Source organism: Clostridium sp. UBA6640 (assembly GCF_002455975.1).
Taxonomy (GTDB): Bacteria; Bacillota; Clostridia; order Clostridiales; family Clostridiaceae; genus Clostridium_J.
Map to the genome: position 1 here is coordinate 1 of NZ_DKLM01000083.1, position 18,214 is coordinate 18,214.

Consider the following 18,214-nt stretch of genomic DNA (forward strand, 5'->3'; position numbering starts at 1 on the left):
ATAACTACTTAACAGATTCAAATTATTATAAAATAGAAAAGTTGACAATGTAAACTTAATACCAAAATTATACATTATATAAGTTTACATTGTCAACATACTATGATACAATTTTTATATTAAATTCAATTTGGAAGGGTGTATAAAATTGACTAAAGAAAAATATCATCATGGTACTTTAAAAGAAGATATGATAAATAAAGGGTTATTACTTCTAAATAAAGAAGGCTTTGAAGGTTTTTCACTAAGAAAAGTTGCTAGTATGTGTGGAGTAAGTCATACTGCACCTTATAAGCATTTCAAAGACAAAGATGCACTTATTAATGAAATTGCTCTTAAAGTTATAGAAAGCTTTAAATCTTCACTTATGATGGCAACTATAGATTACTCCGATGATCCAAGAGCTCAGATTATTGAAATGGGAAAGTATTATGTAAAATTTATGGTTGAAAATCCTGAATACTTGAAATTTCTTTTTCTTACAGAAAACACCTCCCCCATTGTTATTGAAAATCATAAATTTTTATGCCATATAAATAGTCCATTTAATGTTTTTAAAGAAAGTGCTGAATTTTATCTTTCATCAATGAATTTAGATAAAGACACATATACTTTAAATATTTTAACTATGTGGAGTTTAGTTCACGGCATAGCTGTATTAATTGCTAATAAGGCTCTTGATTATAAAGGAGATTATTTAGAATTAGTTCATAAAATGATTGATGAAAATATAAAAATGTAACCGGACTAAACCATAAATTATATAAACCTCTAGTAAGACTTATATAATTTATGGTGAATTTTATTGAAATATATTTAATAGAGGTTTTAAAGAAAGGTGACCATGTCATTTGGGTATAAATCTAATTAAATATTCTTAAGAGATACTGGTCCACCAATCACTTGTCTTTTTACTGATAATATACCGCTTTCAAGAGATATAACGCTCCATTTAACTAAAGTGAGCTTACCTTTTTCTAACTCTATAGAACTCATAGAATAAGGATGAACACAACATCCATCATTAAAATAAATACTTTTCTTTGCCTCTGGTAATCTTGAACGATGCGTATGTCCTGCTATAATTGGCTGATTATTATTTTTAGCCCATTGTTCCAATTTTTTATCCACTTTTGTTCTCCTAGAATTATTTTTAGCTGGACTTGTAAGGTTCTTAAATCCAAAGACTTGTTCAAGGAATGACCAAACATATCTAACTAAAAATCCAGTTACAAAGCTTAAATTATAATTCATGAAATCTACTTGATGCCCATGTACCACAAATACCCTCCTATTAGTTGGTCTATAAAGTAAGGCCAATCCCTCATATATAGGTGTATCATGAAATAAATTGTATAATGTTCTTTTATCCAAATCAGACCTTAGCTTTTCAATGCCTTTCTTAAACTTTTTAGTATTTTTTACTGCATCATGATTTCCAAAAATCATATAAAATCTATTATCATTTTTAAACTTTAGTAACATTTCAAAAATATCCTGATGAACTTCATATATATTAACAATTTTAGGCACCTTCCAAAGTTCATCTCCATCACCAATTTCAATTTGTGTAAAACCATTGTTGTAATAGTAGTTAAGTGCAGCCATATATATATTTCTATTTGGAAGTAGAGCATCTTTCCAAGTGCCATCTCCTCTATGACAATCACTTATAAACACTATCTTTGATTCATCATCAATCTCTATCTCTGGAGCTCTATTTAAAATGTCTTTTAAAATATCTTTTTCAATCATATCTAACCTCAAAATTATTCGTTAGTACATAATATGAAAAAGTATTTTCTCTGTTATTTAATATTAAAAATTCTTTATAAAAATAGTAGCATAAAACATAATTGGCTTCTGCTACTAAATCTTTAAAATTAAAAATTTTTAAAACAATAAAAGTGCGAGGTAGTAGGTTCTTCGCACTTTTCATAGTTAAAGCAAGTTATAAGAAGGTATTTAATTCTAGCATTAAAACACATTCGATTTTATTCTATTATTAAGTTCAAAAAGAGCAATTTTATTGGTTTGCCAATATAACATCTCTTCTGCTTTCTCGTATGTAACCCAACTGTATTCAGTATGTTCTGATGACAATTTTACAGACTTTGAATCCATATTTACTGCAAAACAATATTCAGGTAAAACAAATGTATCTGCTGGCCAATACTGCCTATGTTTTTCAGAAATGCAGTCAGCAGGTACATAAAATGTTGATGTCAATCGATAATAAGGAAGTGTCAGCTCAATATTTGCTTCCTCAAATGCTTCTCGTCTGGCTGCCTCCAATGGAGTTTCTTTGTCCTCTCCACCTCCTGCAATAAATTGCCAATAAAGAGCATCACTTCTTTTTAAAATACAGTATTCTGGTTTTCCATCTATTATTTTATATGGTATAACTAATATTTGCATAGGTGCTCTCAAAATAATCCCTCCCCTATCTACATCGAATTGATATTTACAATGATGTAGACTCATACATTATATTATAGTGTAATTATATTTCAAATTTAATTTTATAGAAAGAAAAACAGCAATAATTCTTGTGAATATTACTGCTGCTTTTATGATATTTTCTATGCAATTTTATTGTTTTGCACCTCAAAACGGAACCCGCTGATATAAAACAGAATTTAGAAATCTTTTTTAGTTTTTAACATTAAAGTTATTTTTGTAGATATACCTTAGATCTAATTTAAGGAGATGTAAATATTAATAGTTTGGTTATTTATATCTTCACTATCATTATGATAAACTTCAAAATCACAACTATATTTTCTATCTAAATCCATGTTCCAAATTTCTTCCCAAGCTTCACCTACTGCCTTTTGCATATGACCTTTTACTGTGAACTTTACATATTTACCTGATGGTATTACTTTAGTAGCAATATCGTCCTTTTCCTCTATAGCACTACTTACTTCAACAGCAGAATAAAATTTATATGGTTTTGTATAGTCACCTTCATATTCCGTATATAATCCTATAGCTTTTTCATTTACCCTCATTGGAATAGAATCTATTATCTTTTCTCCTATAAATTTTCCCCATAACATACCAATATCCGTCATAGCCTTCATATTTTTATTGGTAGTTTCTACTCCTATGCCAGCTACAATTTTTTCTTGTAAATTAACTATTTCATAATTCATCTTTCTTACTCCTAACATTATTAAATTCTTAAGATACTTTAGTTAATCTTATCATTTTAAAATTGACAGCTGTCTGTCATATTAGAAACTTTTATAGGAAATATTTATTTTCTTATTTCAACAACTTATACTCCTAAGTCAACTTCCTTTATTCCTACCAAACTACTTTATAATAAGCCTCCTACTAAGATTAATGAATTTATATATCTGTAATCTATTCTTTTCCATTCTCAAGAGCGATCTCAACTGCCTTTAAAATCACCTTACTGCTTAGCGTGGCACCGCTAACTTCATCAACTTGTAGTGACTGCGCTTTTTCAATCTCCTCTGTTATTTCTTCTGCTTTTTTCCCTAATCCGCAGTCATGTTTTTCAATTTTTATATCATTAATTTTATTTCCTATTACTTCAACCTTTACAACAACTTTTACCGGTCCAGCTTCATATTCTCCAATATAAGAACCATCATTAATATCTTTAATATTAATATCTTTAATTTCAATGTTTGGTACTTCAATAGACTTTATATAGAAAAATCCAGCAGTTATAACTATAAAGATGATAACTGCTATACTAATAAGAATCTTTATGGATTTCTTCATTTTACTTCTCTCCTCAATAATTTTATCTAAATATTATATATGTCATATAAAAATAACTAGTTAGTATGTTTAGAAACTATATTCACTAGACTTCATAATGTAGTAAAATCAATATCCTTATCTCATGGAAAATATTCTAAACAACTTTAACCAGTTATTTCAATTTAGATGACTAATACAAAAATTTATTTTATTCAAGATAAGTTCTTTTACTAAGGTCTGTAACCCCATACTTTCTTGCAGTTTTTCTTGAATTATAGTTCAAAATACCTACCAATAGTGGATAAAAAAATTTAGAAATTTTTACTGTTAGAAGTTTTTGAGGTTCAGAAGATATTGTTTTCCCATTAAGAACATCTTTTAGTGCAAGTTTAAAAGCTGTTGTAATATTCTTTCCCTTCTTCCCTAAATTCTCTAGCAATTCTCCATTTATTATTGCGCCTCCTCCATAAGCTAAGCCTCCCATCCAGTTCATTCCTGTTTCCTCTGCAAAATACCTACAAGATTCTAGAAGTGGTTCACAAAGGATTATATCTGGAAATCCACATTGAGCTATGGCAAAAAAGCCCTTCCCTTGAAGTTCATGTATAAATTCAACAGTGAGTTTTTCAAAAAACCAAATAGCAGGATAAGGAAGTGTATCTACATACAAAGGAGATATGAAACTTATCATATCACTTTTTAAAATAATATTTTTTAAATCATGAATATTTTTATTTTCGTCAAGATAATCAATAATGTGTATAATTTCAGCAGTACTACCTTCTTCTTCTATAAGTTTTTTTATTGTACGTCCAAAGCTATAGGAAGTTCCTTTCTTTCTAGGACTTCCATTTAATATAAGAAATCTTTTTCCCTCCATATTTACACCTCTTCTCTAAGGACACCCTCTATTTCATGCTTTATTTTTCTTATATCATCTAATGATTTAAATATAAGAGTTTTTTGTGTACACTGCATATTTAATCCATTTCTTTCTACTAAGGTTCNNCTATTCTCTGCACCTTTTACATCTTTTAAAGCCATTCCTATTCCAATTATCAATTTACTATCATATCGCATCGGATGAAGCATGTGACCATCCTTAACCATATAGAGCGGAACACCTACTGCAACGAATTTATCAAAAGCTTTTTTCAACTGTGAGGAGTATCCTCCGAATCTTATTGGAGTAAGCATTATCATTACATCACTTTTCGCAAAAGCCCTAATTATATTATCCATATCATCTTCAAAAACACACTTACCTGGAGTTTTATATGCACAAGCTCCACAACTTCTGCAGGGTAATATATTCATATCTTTAAGCTTAAAATATGAAAATTCTTTACCTTTTTCTTCAAACATCTTTTTAAGTAGAGTACCTATGATATTTTCTTCTTCAAATCCATCGAGTATTATTGCTCTCAAACCCTACTCCTCCCTAAACTAAGCATTATTTATTAACTTCGCAAATTTACTTATATTTTCTTCCGAAATAGTTGATATATCTTTATTAGTTTTAGCTACCTTCTTTACTATGAATCTTTCCAGAACATTCAAATTCTTAAATATAAATTCTCCTCCAAAGTATCCTATTGCCGATGCATGGGTTAACAATTCTTCTGGAAAAGAACTATTTAATTGCATCTCTTCATTATCTCTGGTCATACAGCATATAAAAAATCCAACTTTTTTATTTTTTAAGATATTAATATTTTCAAAGCAAAAATTTCTTATTTCACCTTGAATCTTACCTATATAAATTGAACCACCAATAATAACATTATGAAAAAACTCTATATTAGGTATATCTTGATTTCTTATATTTATAGTTGTAACCTCTCCTTGAAGCTTATCCTTTAAAATCATGCTGCATTTTTCTGTACATCCATGCTTAGATCCATAAATAATAAGTGTTTTCATTTTAAACTCTCCCTTTATTTTAATAATCCATTAATAAGAATTTGAAGATGATGATCTATGAGTCTATCTTTTTGATTCTTGGAAATATTTTTTTCTAATATTAATCTAGAAAGAAGTCCATAGGTAGATGTCCATATAATCTGTGCAGTAAGTTCAACATCCATTTCTCTAAATATACCATTTTCAATACCTAATGAAACTAACTTACACATAGATTCTATACTCTTTCTCTCCTTTGAAATACCTTCATCTAATATATTGACTTTATCCTGTATACCTTCAATATCGTTCATCACAATTGCTCTAAACTGTTCTGGTGTTTCAAGCATAAGCTCAATATAGGCTTTTAAGCCATTCACTATTGATTTATCTGGATTTTCGATATCTATAGGAATTTTACTTATTGTCTTTAATATCCTTCCGTATCCTTCCTCCACAATCAAAGTTACTATTTCATCTTTATCCTTAAAATAATGATAAATAATACCTGGTGAATACTCTATTCTCTTGGCAATTTTCCGTATAGATAAATTTTCATATCCTTCTTTAGCTAATATATCACTTGCAGCCTCTAATATCTTCCTCTTTATAAGCTCTCTTTCAAGCTGTCTTCTTTCTGTAGTTCCCATTTTTTCCTCCAATAGAATAAATGATATTGAACACCGTAATATTATTAAACACTGTTCAATAATATTTTACCATTATTTTCTTTGTAGGTAAATATAATATTTAAACTTTAGATAATCATAAGAATCTAATTGTCATCTCGCCAAAATATAAATAAGAGAAAAATTGTTATCATAATAAATAAAGCACAGTTGTANNTACAACTGTGCTTTATTTATTAAAATTTATTAATTAAATTCTTCCATTAAAATATTCTATACCAATTGCCTCACGAACTTCTTTTGAGGCATCTGAAACAAAATAGCTAGTTAAATATTCTGAGGATATTTTATGTCAGACAAAGAACCAGGTTCTACAGATAGTAATCCTATCTATAGGTTCTGGTGATGCAGTATGGCATAAAATATACCAGAATACTGACTAGTTATTTTTTGAAGATGCCTATAATGTTAGCTACTATCTCTCTTGCTTTTTGGCTTCCTTCATATAGCATTTTATATATACTAGGAATATCTTTCCTCATAAAAACACCTCTAATCCAAGATTTCTCGAAATCAATACTATCTTTTTACTGAATAAGAAGCCCTCCTTAAAGATAAGTTCACCACTTTATATAAGAACAATCCAGCTATTAAGTTTATCACTGTAGCTGGCAGTACTACTGCTAATAATAATGTTGTAAATGATGCTGGCAGACCTATTATTATTTGTGCTGATAATAAAAATATTGTTCCGCTAACTAAAGTTCCTATAGGTAATATTATTAAAGCTATTATATAATTTTGTTTTTCTTCACTTAATTTCTTAAAAGATTTAAATTTACAAATTATAAAGACTAATATATATACAAAATTTACTGTTATCAACTTATCTAATATATTGGGTATTTGACCTCCTGGGAACTTCGTAGTCATGGCAGTAAATACTCCTATTACTATACCTGCTACCAAAGAAGCTTTATAATCATCCTTATTTAATATGATTATTATAAATAACATTGCCAAAGCAAAATCTGGTTGCATTGGTAATCCTAATGCTGGGGTAATTTGATGTAATAGTGCACCTACAGCTAAAAGCAATGCGTTAATTGTTAATTTTTTTATATTCATATTTACACTCCTCCTGAGGCACATTTTAAAAAATAACTAGCTAATATGATAGTGCATTTTTTCATATGCCTAAATTCATTTAATTTTTTATTATTTATATACTTTTTTAAAATACACTTTCATACCATGCTACTCACCACCTAAAATTCTCTACTATCTACCTCTATCTTTATAAATAAAAAAACTCCGCCCTAAATCAATAGGACGGAGATATTATCCGCGATACCACCTAAATTGCAATATATGTACAACTACCTTAATAAGGTTAATTTTCATTTACTTAAGAATCCATAGATTTATAAACTTAAAATGAATAAACTTTATACAATAAAAAAAGTATAAGTTACAAATCTATAATACCCTAAGTACTAAAAGTTTATACATATACTATACGCCTCTCAACTTCAAGTACTAACATACTCTATCTGCTATAACGTGCAGCCCACGATAACTGGTACTATCTAAAAAGATTTCCCTTTATTCCTCTGAGGCCCATTCATTAAACCCTTTCATACTAGGATTCCACCATCCCTAGCTCTCTTTAACGAACCTAAATTTAATTACTATCCCTCTTCACTGGATTAAAAATATTTTATTTATTAAGATTATATTCATTATTATTCAAAATGTCAACTTATTTTAAAAACTTTTTCTTTTTAATCTTTTAAATAAACCTTCAATATAGAAATATCTACATTTTCTCAACAGTTACTGCTGTGCCATTTACAATTACAGAAATCATATTGTTATTAAATAGTACATAATCAAAATCAACAGCTAAAATTGCATTAGCTCCTACTTTAATAGCTTTATGAACTAATTTACAAGTTGCACTATTTCTTGCTTCATCTAACTTAGATGCAAATGCATCATCTTCCACTCCAAAAAAATCAGAAAGACTTGCTGAAAGCTCACTAAAAAAACCAGTTCCCATAACAGTTTCCGCACAAATAACCTTATTATATCTTATAATCTTATATTCTTCAAAATTGTATCTAGTAGTCATAAGGAAATTTTCTATTTGATCTTTTGATTCTTTTTCTTTCAATATCTTCTGCTTCAATTTTTCTTCTTCTAATTTTTTGTTAAATATTTTAATCTCTTCTTGAATACATATATGTTGTCCACATTGATAGCAAAAACCTGAATTCACCATTTCTTCTGTTAATTCTGCCCCGCATTTTTCACATATCATCCATATCCCCCCTCATATTCAAAATCATAGCTAATTATAGGTACATAAAAACATTTTACTTTTGTTACATTAATTATATTTATTTTTCTTAACTTATTCAACAAATTTTACCATATATAAACTGATTGTTATGCTATACTTATATAATAAATGTACAACTCATAAATTTTATCTATACACTCATAAATTTGCGTTAACAAATTGTTTTAGTTTGTGTATTAAAAGGAGGATGTGATTTTGCTATTACCTTATTTAATAATAATTAATCTAATAGGATTTTACATAATGTTTTTGGATAAAAGAAAAGCTAAAAATCATAAGTGGAGAATTCCTGAAAGAAACATATTTTTAATAGCCTTATTAGGTGGATCACTAGGATGTTTGTTAGGAATGAATATTTTCAGACACAAAACTAAGCATTGGTACTTTAAATTTGGTTTACCAACAATACTTATATTACAAGTGGTTGCTATAATGTTCTTCTCAAAAAACATTCCTAATCTTATAAAATTTTAATTTAACAATCCATATTGACTTTTCACAAAATATAGAATATATTTTAAATAGACCAGTTTGGTATAACTTTAATAAAGGAGAAGATTATGGGACTAACGCAAGAAACAGATTATGCTTTAAGAGTAATACTTTATTTATCCAGATTAGAAAAAGGTACTATTGTAAGCGCTAATACCATATCTGAAAAGGAAAATATACCTTTACGATTTCTATTAAAGCTTTTACGAAAACTAAGAGATGCAAAACTAGTAGAATCCTATATGGGAATAAATGGAGGATATGCTTTAGGCAAAAATCCAGAAGAAATATCTCTAAAAGATGTTATAGAAGCCATAGAAGGACCTATATACTTAAACCGTTGTTTATATGAACCAGATAAATGTAATCTTCGCAGACCAAATAACTGTGCTATTCATAGTGCATTATTTGCTGCTCAAAAAAAGTTGGTAGAAGAATTATCTAAAACCAATTTTAAAGAAATTATAAAATAACATAAATTTTAAATGTGTAAAAATAGTTTAGGGGTAGTCCCCTAACTTTTACGATATATGCTATACCTTTTTGGTATACGTTTATCTATTTGGTATACATTCATACATATGCACTTATGACTTAATATATAAATTCATAGAAATATATTTTTAAATTATTTCAATTTATATTAGTTGAAATTTATAGTTGCTCGTTAACAATGGACATTTATGGCGAATTCTCTGTCCATTGTCAAATTTCTATTAACTTAAGCTATAAATTAAAGTACTAAAAAGATTTATATTGAAATGCACATTAAGTTTTAAGATAACGCATCTATAAATAGGGAGGGTTTAACATGTCTATCAATGTAAAAAAATCTACTTGTAATTCTGCTGATAAAGTACTAGAAAATTTTATTGCAGAACTTAAATTCGATACTGCTCACCATAGGATGGAAAAACAAGGTGTAAAATGTGGCTTTGGACTACAAGGTGTATGTTGTAAACTTTGTGCTAATGGACCTTGTCGTATAACCCCTAATGCTCCAAAAGGTGTATGTGGCGCAACAGCGGATACTATAGTTGCAAGAAATTTCCTAAGAGCAGTAGCATCTGGAAGTGCTTGTTACCTGCACATAGTTGAAAATACTGCTCAAAACCTAAAAGAAACAGGTAAAAATAAAGGCGCTATCAAAGGTAAAGCTACATTAGATCAGCTTTGTCAATTGTTTGAAATAGAAGGAAAAGATGATCATGAAAAAGCTGTATTGTTAGCAGAGAAAGTTCTTAATGACCTTTATAAGCCTAGATCTGAAAAAATGGAACTAGTTAAAAAACTAGCTTATGGGCCTAGATTTAAGAAATGGCAAGACCTATCCATTCTTCCTGGCGGAGCAAAATCTGAAGTCTTTGATGCAATTGTAAAAACATCTACTAATCTAAATAGTGATCCAGTAAATATGCTTTTACATTCTCTTAGCTTAGGTATTTCTACTGGCCTTTATGGTTTAGTTTTAACTAATTTATTAAATGATATAATGCTTGGCGAACCACAGATAAGATCTGCAAGTGTAGGTTTTAAAGTAGTAGACGCTGATTACATAAATATTATGATTACTGGTCACCAACATTCATTTATAGCAGATTTACAGGATAGACTTTCTGATCCTGAAATTATAGAAAGAGCTCTAGAAGTTGGAGCTAAAGGATTTAAATTAGTAGGCTCAACCTGTGTTGGTCAAGATTTACAATTAAGAGGTGAGCATTATAAAGAAGTATTTGCTGGTCATTCAGGAAATAACTTTACCAGTGAAGCATTGATTTCTACTGGTGCTATTGATTTAATTATATCAGAATTTAACTGTACTTTCCCTGGAATAGAACCAATTACTGATGAGTTAATGGTAAAAATGATCTGCATTGATGATGTAGCTAAAAAACAAAATGCAGAGTATATTAATTATTCTTATAGAGAAAAAGAAAAAATAACTAATTATATTATTGATGAAGCAATAAATAGTCATAATAAAAGAAGAGGTAATGTTGAGATTAACTTACCAAAGAACCATGGAAATGACAGCACTTTAACTGGAATTAGTGAAACATCCCTTAAGAATTTCTTAGGTGGAACTTTTGAACCACTATTAAAATTAATCGCTCAAGGAAAAATAAAAGGTGTAGCAGGAGTTGTTGGATGTTCAAATCTTGTATCTGGGGGCCATGATGTATTTACTGTAGAACTTACAAAAGAATTGATAAAGAGAGATATATTGGTTCTTTCCGCTGGATGCTCAAGTGGCGGACTTGAAAATGTAGGCTTAATGTCTCCAGAAGCTGCAAAATTTGCAGGCGAAAACTTAAGAGAAGTATGTGAAAGTTTAGGAATCCCACCAGTATTAAACTTTGGTCCATGTCTTGCTATTGGAAGACTTGAAGCAGTGGCTACTGAACTTGCAAAATTACTTAATGTTGACTTGCCTGATCTACCATTAGTTCTATCTGCACCACAATGGTTAGAAGAACAAGCTTTAGCAGATGGTGCTTTTGGACTTGCCTTAGGACTTCCTCTTCATTTAGCAAAACCACCTTTTATTACAGGTAGTAAAACAGTTACAAAAGTTTTAACTGAAATTTTAGTGGGATTAACTGGTGGAAGACTTATACTAGACGATGATGTATTAAGCACAGCTGATAAACTTGAAGAAATAATACTTAATAAAAGAAGTGCACTTAATATTTAAAAAGGGGGCCATAAAATTGAAAAGGATAATGATAGACAAAGATAAATGTATGGCTTGTCTTGGATGCGTTTTAGGATGTATGTCAGAACATAATGAAAAGGGAAAGTCTATTTATGATTTAGATTTAGAAGATACATCTAATGAAAGTAGAAATCATATAGAACTTGATGAAACTTTAAGTCCTGCACCTATTATATGCCGCCACTGCAACGAACCTGAATGTGTATTTACATGTATGAGTGGTGCCATGACTAAAGATGAAAATTTAGGCATAGTAAACTACGATGAAAGTAGATGTGCTTCTTGTTTTATGTGTGTTATGTCATGTCCATACGGGGTTTTAAAACCTGATAAGAATACTAAAAAAATTATAGTTAAATGTGATATGTGTAAAGATAGAGGAACTCCTCGCTGCGTAGAAAGTTGTCCTACTGAGGCGATATATCTAGTGGAGGTGAACGACTAATGAAGTATGTAATATTAGGTGCCAGTGCTGCTGGTATTAATGCTGCAAGAACCTTACGTAGCTTAGATAAAACAGGTGATATTACTATTATTTCTAAGGATGAAAATGTACATTCTAGATGTATGCTTCACCTCTATGTAAGTAAAAAAAGAGATATAGAAAGTCTTTCCTTTATTGAAAAAGATTTTTTTGAAAAGAATAATATCCGTTGGATAAAAGGAGTTTCTGTATCTAATATTGATCCTAAAAAATCACAAGTAGTCCTTGATAATAACTCCTTAATTGAATATGATAAGCTCTTAATATCTACAGGTTCTTCTGCAGTTATTCCTCCTGTAGAAAATCTAAGAGAAGCTAAAAATGTATTCACTTTAAGAAATTTAGAGGATTCCTTGGCTATTGATAAAGCCTCTCACAACTGTCAATCTGCTGTAGTTATAGGCGGTGGACTGATAGGAATTGATATGGCAACTGAATTATTGGAAAGAGGAATTAGAGTATATCTAATTGAAATGGGTAAGAATATCCTACCACTTCAATTAGATGAAAAAACTGCAAAAGCTTACGAGCATGAATTACAAAAAAGAGGTGCAAGAATATTCACTGGTCACCTTGCTAAAAGTGCTTTATTAAATGAAAATGGTAGTTTTAAAGGATTGTTATTAGATGATGGTACTGTGATAAATGCTGATATGGCAATAGTTGCAGCAGGAGTTAAAGCAAATGCAGACTTTATTAGTAACACTAATATTGAATTTGACAGAGGAATTATCATAAATTCTAAATGTGAAACTAAAGAAAAGAATATTTATGCTGCTGGTGATGTCTGTGCAGGAAAGCCAGGCATATGGCCTTTAGCTGTAAAACAAGGAATAGTTGCAGCACACAATATGGCAAATAGAGAAAAAGAAATAGAAAGTCTTTTTGGATTTAAAAACTCTATGAACTTCTTTGGAATTGATACAGTATCTCTAGGCATACCTAATCCATCAGATGATAGCTTTAATGTTCATATATATGATGATGGAAAAGTTTATAAAAAGATAATAGAAAAAGACGGCATTATATATGGCGCAATATTCCAAGGAGATATCGCATATACAGGAGTATACACAAAGTTAATAAGCGACAAAATTAACATAAAAAATATTAATAAAAGCATATTCAATATAGGATATGTAGACTTCTTCAACACCACTCCTAAAGGCGAATTTCAATATAACTAAGCTTTAAAGCTTAGAAGCTTCCCATATTTTATGGGAAGCTTTTTTTTTAATATAAACTATTCAGCTGCTTCTATAAATTCAAATTTAGTAACATCAACTAAACCCTTATCTGTTATCTTTAGAGCTGGTATTACTGGCAATGACAAAAAAGATAGTGTTAGAAATGGATTAAATTTTATATTTGGTGATATTTCATTTATAGCTTCATGTAGATTATGTAAGTCTGAAACTACTTCATCTAAACTTCTATCCGTTATAAGACCTGCGATTTCAAGTTGGATTGATGCAAGAACTGTCCTATTTTTAACTACTATTATGCCTCCACCTATTTTTTGAAGCTCATTTGCAGCAAAAACCATATCTTCATCATTGCATCCACTAACAATCATATTATGAGAATCATGTGCTATAGTAGTAGCTATGGCTCCCTCTTTAACATTCAAGCCTTTAATAATGCCTAATCCGATATTTCCATTTCCCTTATGCCTTTCTATAACTGCTATTTTAATTAGATCTTTTTCTATATCAGCAATAAATTTTTCTTTATTATTTAGCTCATCAATATCTATCTTTAAATGATTGCTTTCTAATTTATTTGGTATTAGCTCGATAACATTTAATTTACTTTTATCTATTAAATCAATTTCAAAACTTTTTTCAGTAAGTTTAGGAACGTTGATACTATTTTTAATATCATACGTACATTCATCTTTTTTTATTTCATTTACTAATTTATTATCTTTTACTACTAACTGTCCATTTTTATAGACAGAATTTATTTTAAAGTTCTCCAAATCATCTAATATTATAAAGTCTGCTATAAATCCTGGTGCAATAGCACCTTTATGCCTTAAATTGTAACACTCAGCTGTATTTAAGGTAGACATTTGTATTGCTGTTTCAGCTTTTAATCCATGCTTAACAGCCATTCTAATTGAATGATCTAAACTACCATTTTCTATTAAATCATCTATATGTTTATCATCTGTACAAAAACAAACCCTTCTTGAATTTGCCATACTAGTGACTTTAATTAGCTCGTTAAGATTTTTTGCTACAGTGCCCTCTCTTATAAGCACATACATCCCTCTTCTTAATCTATCTATAACCTCTTTGCCATTGTGACATTCATGATCTGTTGTAATATTAGAGGTTGTATAGACATTAATCATAGTTTCATCAAATCCTGCACCATGTCCGTCTATAACTAACCCTCTTTCTTTCGCATCCCATATTTTATTAATCATATTTTCATCACAATTTAATACTGCTGGTGAATTCATAACTTCAGCTAAACCTAGCACTCTGTCATTATTATAAAATGGTTTTAAATCTTCACTTTCTAACTTTGCTCCAGAGCTTTCAAAGCTAGTAGCTGGTACGCAGGATGGAAGCATAAAATAGAAATCTAAAGGAAGGTTCTCACTTAATTTCATCATAAGTTCTATTCCTTCACTCCCTAAAACATTTGCTATTTCATGAGGATCTGTAACTATTGAAGTTATTCCATGAATAAGTGCTGCCTTATAATATTCCTTTGGAGTTGTTAAAGAAGACTCTATATGAGCATGTGCATCAATAAGTCCTGGACATACATATTTATTAGTACCATCTACAATGGTTTGGCCATCATAATTTCCTAACCCCACTATATATCCATTTTTTATAGCTACATCACTAATAAATATATCATTTTGAAATACATCTATAATATTTACATTCTTAATAACTAAATCACATGTTTCATGTTTTGCTGCTGCTCTAATTTGTTCTTTAAAAATTCTCTTGTTCATTAAAACAATCCACCCTTTAAAAATATTTAACCTTCATGGATTACTTCTTCATAGTTATACTGTTTACGGTAGTATAGTAGAAACACCCAAACCTTATATGGATACAATGTGAAAACTTAATATATACTCTGGAAAATAAATTTTCTATAAANNATTTTTCATTCATAGAAAAGAATTTTCGTTATGGAAATTAAAATCATGCATAAGTTAAATTTTCACTAAGGAACCCTTTATTATTGGGCTTATACAAAGGTTATTGTTACTTATTATATTTAAATCCTATACCTTTGTCAAAGAATTATTTCCTTCAATAATTTTTCCATAAAAAACTAGTATATCAATTTAAAACTTCTCTACAAAAGAGAAGTATCCATAATTGTTCATTGTCAATTTTCCATTCTCAATTGCCTAACCTTGTATCATTGACAAATTACTCTGAATAGTATAAAATATGTTAAAAAATACATACTATAATAAAGCGATGATGAGAAGAGTAGATAAATTGTTTCTTTTACAGAGAGCCTTGGTAGCTGAAAAAAGGCAGAGAAAAGTTTAGGCATCTTTAATCAATTATTTTCTTTTAGATGCCCTATCGAAACAAGCCTCTGAGCTTCATACCGATCCTTTAAGTAATGTAAAATTTACCTTAAGGGGGAGGCTATGACAGGAGCTCCTGTTACAGAGCTAGGGTATAAGTAGTTTAATTTTATTTTAACTTAAAATTATTTTGAACACTACCGTACCTGATAAGGTTAATATGGCAACATATTGATAAATTGGGGTGGCACCACGAAGATAATAGCTCTCGTCCCCAAGACTAATAAGTCTTGGAGGTGAGAGTTTTTTTATTAGGCATCTTTGATCTATTATTTTCTTTCAGATGTCTAATATCATTATTTTTTTATAAAAGGGAGGATTTAAAATGTGTCACTCAACAGATAAAAATGAAAATATAATTGTTCAAAATTTTATAGATAAAGTTGTGGAGGAAGATATTAAAAATAAGAGCTTTAGCAGAGATATCTGTACCCGTTTTCCACCAGAGCCAAATGGCTACCTTCACATTGGCAGTGCTTATGCTATTAGTATTAGTTATGGTATTGCTACTAAATATGGTGGAAAATTTAACTTACGTTTTGACGATACTAATCCAGTAAAAGAAAATATTGAATATGTAGATTCTATTATTGAAGATATGAAATGGATTGGCTTTGATCCTGAGGATAGAATTTATTATGGCTCTGACTATTCAGATATGATATATGAATTTGCCCTCAAACTAATAAAGTGTGGAAAGGCATATGTTTGTGACTTAACCCCAGAAGAAATGCGAGAATATAGGGGTACACTAACTACATCTGGAAAAGATAGTCCCTATAGAAATAGGACTATAGAAGAAAACCTTGATTTATTTGAAAGGATGAAAAATGGTGAATTTCCTGCTGCTTCAAAGGTCTTAAGGGCTAAAATAGATATGTCTTCACCAAATATAAATCTTAGAGATCCTGTAATATACAGAATAAACTTTGCTCATCATTATAGAACTGGCGATAAATGGTGCATCTACCCTATGTATGACTTTGCTCATCCATTACAAGATGCAATTGAAGGCATTACTCATTCCCTTTGTTCCATTGAGTTTAAGAACCATAGACCATTGTACGAATGGTTCTTAAAAGAACTAGACATAAAAGAACCTCCAAAACAAAGAGAGTTTGGAAGATTAAATTTAACAGGAGTTGTAACTAGCAAAAGATATTTAAGAGAACTAGTATTTGGTGGTTATGTAGATGGATGGGATGATCCAAGATTGCCTACCCTTAAAGGATTACGCCGCAGAGGAATTACACCTGAAAGTATAAAAGATTTTCTATCAGAGATAGGTGTATTTAGAAATGAAAGTACCATAGATATATCTTTGCTTGAACACACTTTACGTCAAGATTTAAAATCTAAAGTGAATTGTGTTATGGGAGTTTTAAATCCACTAAAAATTACTATAACTAACTATGATGAAACTAAAGTAGAATATTTAGAAATTGAAAATAATAATGAAAATCCATCACTAGGAACTAGATTAGTACCTTTCTCAAAAACGTTATATATCGAAAGAGAGGATTTTATGGAAAGTCCAATTAAGGGCTTTCATAGATTATCTCCTGGGAAAGAAGTACGATTAAAAGGAGCCTATTTTATAAAATGTGAAGATATAGTTAAAGATCCATCTACTGGCGAAATAACAGAACTACTTTGCAGCTATGATCCTGAAACTAAAAGTGGTTCTGGATTTACTGGTAGAAAAGTTAAAGGAACAATCCATTGGGTATCAGCTAATCATGGAATTAAGGCAGAGGTACATCTTTATGATAAATTGATTTCTGATGAAGAATTATTAAAGGACAACTCAAAACGTTGGGAGGAAAGAATAAATCCAACTTCCTTAATAAAACTTAAAAATTGTATATTGGAGCCTTCTTTAAAGGATGCACCTATAGAAAGCAAATATCAATTTATTAGACATGGATACTTTTGTGTAGATAAGAAATATACTTCTGATAAAAGTCTAGTATTTAATAGAATAGTACCACTAAAAGATTCTTGGAATAAAAAATTGTAGATATATCACTTCTAAAATTGATGTATTTATTAAAATAAATTCTACTTTTTAGTATTCTAATTAAAGCTACTAAATTCACAAGATATAATTAGGAAGGCTTTTTATGGAGAAGAAAACATTTATTAGTAAGTTATTGGAAGAGTAGCAGCTTGATTATGTTTATAGAAATAATGAGAGGATACATTTCTCGATGGGATATGTATCCTCTCATGAATATTATATTGAAAATATAAGCTAATTCAAATACCATTAGTTCATGTACATTTAATAGCAAAATATCCGCAAAAA

The 18,214-nt window shown here is 29.6% G+C and carries 18 protein-coding genes and 1 riboswitch; of the genes, 7 read left to right on the plus strand and 11 right to left on the minus strand.

Features of this window, described 5'->3' with window-relative positions; genetic code table 11:
* Positions 1–148 precede the first annotated feature (148 nt).
* On the plus strand, positions 149–742 hold the full coding sequence (locus B2W91_RS09335; RefSeq protein WP_291580261.1) for a TetR/AcrR family transcriptional regulator: 594 nt from the start codon (positions 149–151) through the stop codon (positions 740–742).
* 125 nt (positions 743–867) lie between these two features.
* On the opposite strand, the gene B2W91_RS09340 is transcribed toward B2W91_RS09335, so the two are convergent.
* From B2W91_RS09340 to B2W91_RS09385, 10 genes are all read right to left on the minus strand, one after another.
* On the minus strand, positions 868–1,755 hold the full coding sequence (locus B2W91_RS09340) for a metallophosphoesterase (protein ID WP_291580263.1): 888 nt from the start codon (positions 1,753–1,755) through the stop codon (positions 868–870).
* A gap of 222 nt (positions 1,756–1,977) precedes the next feature.
* Positions 1,978–2,430 carry an NUDIX hydrolase gene (locus B2W91_RS09345; protein WP_291580265.1) on the minus strand — a complete coding sequence of 151 codons (453 nt, stop codon included), beginning with the start codon at positions 2,428–2,430 and terminating at the stop codon, positions 1,978–1,980.
* 266 nt (positions 2,431–2,696) lie between these two features.
* Positions 2,697–3,158: a GyrI-like domain-containing protein gene (locus B2W91_RS09350; protein WP_291580267.1), complete on the minus strand. Its 462-nt coding sequence runs from the start codon at positions 3,156–3,158 to the stop codon at positions 2,697–2,699.
* Positions 3,159–3,372: 214 nt separating this feature from the next.
* Entirely contained in the window at positions 3,373–3,759 is a 387-nt protein-coding gene (locus B2W91_RS09355; RefSeq protein WP_291580269.1) for an FMN-binding protein, read from the minus strand.
* A gap of 190 nt (positions 3,760–3,949) precedes the next feature.
* On the minus strand, positions 3,950–4,621 hold the full coding sequence (locus tag B2W91_RS09360; RefSeq protein ID WP_291580271.1) for a flavodoxin family protein: 672 nt from the start codon (positions 4,619–4,621) through the stop codon (positions 3,950–3,952).
* Between the two features lie 2 nt (positions 4,622–4,623).
* Positions 4,624–5,106 (minus strand): flavodoxin family protein, encoded by a 483-nt coding sequence (locus B2W91_RS09365; protein ID WP_422653270.1) that lies wholly within the window; start codon positions 5,104–5,106, stop codon positions 4,624–4,626.
* 81 nt (positions 5,107–5,187) lie between these two features.
* The gene (locus B2W91_RS09370; RefSeq protein WP_291580274.1) at positions 5,188–5,664 is read right to left on the minus strand and encodes a flavodoxin domain-containing protein; all 477 of its coding nucleotides are present in this window, start codon (positions 5,662–5,664) and stop codon (positions 5,188–5,190) included.
* A gap of 14 nt (positions 5,665–5,678) precedes the next feature.
* Positions 5,679–6,293, minus strand: a complete 615-nt coding sequence (locus tag B2W91_RS09375) for a TetR/AcrR family transcriptional regulator (RefSeq protein ID WP_291580275.1) — start codon at positions 6,291–6,293, stop codon at positions 5,679–5,681.
* 558 nt (positions 6,294–6,851) lie between these two features.
* Positions 6,852–7,400: a tryptophan transporter gene (locus B2W91_RS09380; RefSeq protein ID WP_291580276.1), complete on the minus strand. Its 549-nt coding sequence runs from the start codon at positions 7,398–7,400 to the stop codon at positions 6,852–6,854.
* A gap of 691 nt (positions 7,401–8,091) precedes the next feature.
* Positions 8,092–8,595 (minus strand): YbjQ family protein, encoded by a 504-nt coding sequence (locus B2W91_RS09385; RefSeq protein ID WP_291580277.1) that lies wholly within the window; start codon positions 8,593–8,595, stop codon positions 8,092–8,094.
* A 237-nt stretch (positions 8,596–8,832) separates the two neighbouring features.
* Between B2W91_RS09385 and B2W91_RS09390 the strand changes: the two genes are divergently transcribed.
* The 5 genes from B2W91_RS09390 to B2W91_RS09410 all read left to right on the plus strand — a co-directional run bounded on the left by B2W91_RS09390 (position 8,833) and on the right by B2W91_RS09410 (position 13,516).
* Positions 8,833–9,111, plus strand: a complete 279-nt coding sequence (locus B2W91_RS09390) for a DUF1294 domain-containing protein (RefSeq protein ID WP_291580278.1) — start codon at positions 8,833–8,835, stop codon at positions 9,109–9,111.
* A gap of 86 nt (positions 9,112–9,197) precedes the next feature.
* Entirely contained in the window at positions 9,198–9,602 is a 405-nt protein-coding gene (locus B2W91_RS09395; protein WP_291580279.1) for an RrF2 family transcriptional regulator, read from the plus strand.
* A gap of 338 nt (positions 9,603–9,940) precedes the next feature.
* Complete coding sequence (gene cooS / locus B2W91_RS09400) at positions 9,941–11,824, plus strand: anaerobic carbon-monoxide dehydrogenase catalytic subunit (RefSeq protein WP_291580281.1); 1,884 nt, start codon at positions 9,941–9,943, stop codon at positions 11,822–11,824.
* A gap of 16 nt (positions 11,825–11,840) precedes the next feature.
* Entirely contained in the window at positions 11,841–12,290 is a 450-nt protein-coding gene (locus B2W91_RS09405; protein WP_291580282.1) for a 4Fe-4S dicluster domain-containing protein, read from the plus strand.
* Entirely contained in the window at positions 12,290–13,516 is a 1,227-nt protein-coding gene (locus B2W91_RS09410; protein WP_291580284.1) for an NAD(P)/FAD-dependent oxidoreductase, read from the plus strand. The genes B2W91_RS09405 and B2W91_RS09410 overlap by 1 nt, the downstream gene beginning before the upstream one ends.
* Positions 13,517–13,572: 56 nt before the next feature.
* Here the strand turns inward: B2W91_RS09410 and ade are convergent, their stop codons facing one another.
* A complete protein-coding gene (gene ade / locus B2W91_RS09415) occupies positions 13,573–15,309 on the minus strand; it encodes an adenine deaminase (RefSeq protein ID WP_291580286.1) in 1,737 nt (578 codons plus the stop codon).
* Between the two features lie 31 nt (positions 15,310–15,340).
* A riboswitch (purine riboswitch) is annotated at positions 15,341–15,430 on the minus strand.
* 801 nt (positions 15,431–16,231) lie between these two features.
* On the opposite strand from ade, the gene B2W91_RS09420 reads away from it, so the two are divergent.
* On the plus strand, positions 16,232–17,926 hold the full coding sequence (locus tag B2W91_RS09420) for a glutamine--tRNA ligase/YqeY domain fusion protein (RefSeq protein WP_291580288.1): 1,695 nt from the start codon (positions 16,232–16,234) through the stop codon (positions 17,924–17,926).
* The last annotated feature ends 288 nt before the right edge of the window (positions 17,927–18,214 follow it).

What these genes read in the sequence shown, in the direction of transcription:
- B2W91_RS09340 (WP_291580263.1), bottom strand. Translation starts at nt 1,755, where the DNA reads ATGATTGAAAAAGATATTTTAAAAGACATTTTAAATAGAGCTCCAGAG.
- B2W91_RS09370 (WP_291580274.1), bottom strand. Translation starts at nt 5,664, where the DNA reads ATGAAAACACTTATTATTTATGGATCTAAGCATGGATGTACAGAAAAA.
- cooS (WP_291580281.1), top strand. Translation starts at nt 9,941, where the DNA reads ATGTCTATCAATGTAAAAAAATCTACTTGTAATTCTGCTGATAAAGTA.
- ade (WP_291580286.1), bottom strand. Translation starts at nt 15,309, where the DNA reads ATGAACAAGAGAATTTTTAAAGAACAAATTAGAGCAGCAGCAAAACAT.
- B2W91_RS09355 (WP_291580269.1), bottom strand. Translation starts at nt 3,759, where the DNA reads ATGAAGAAATCCATAAAGATTCTTATTAGTATAGCAGTTATCATCTTT.
- B2W91_RS09350 (WP_291580267.1), bottom strand. Translation starts at nt 3,158, where the DNA reads ATGAATTATGAAATAGTTAATTTACAAGAAAAAATTGTAGCTGGCATA.
- B2W91_RS09380 (WP_291580276.1), bottom strand. Translation starts at nt 7,400, where the DNA reads ATGAATATAAAAAAATTAACAATTAACGCATTGCTTTTAGCTGTAGGT.
- B2W91_RS09395 (WP_291580279.1), top strand. Translation starts at nt 9,198, where the DNA reads ATGGGACTAACGCAAGAAACAGATTATGCTTTAAGAGTAATACTTTAT.
- B2W91_RS09360 (WP_291580271.1), bottom strand. Translation starts at nt 4,621, where the DNA reads ATGGAGGGAAAAAGATTTCTTATATTAAATGGAAGTCCTAGAAAGAAA.
- B2W91_RS09385 (WP_291580277.1), bottom strand. Translation starts at nt 8,595, where the DNA reads ATGATATGTGAAAAATGCGGGGCAGAATTAACAGAAGAAATGGTGAAT.
- B2W91_RS09410 (WP_291580284.1), top strand. Translation starts at nt 12,290, where the DNA reads ATGAAGTATGTAATATTAGGTGCCAGTGCTGCTGGTATTAATGCTGCA.
- B2W91_RS09375 (WP_291580275.1), bottom strand. Translation starts at nt 6,293, where the DNA reads ATGGGAACTACAGAAAGAAGACAGCTTGAAAGAGAGCTTATAAAGAGG.
- B2W91_RS09420 (WP_291580288.1), top strand. Translation starts at nt 16,232, where the DNA reads ATGTGTCACTCAACAGATAAAAATGAAAATATAATTGTTCAAAATTTT.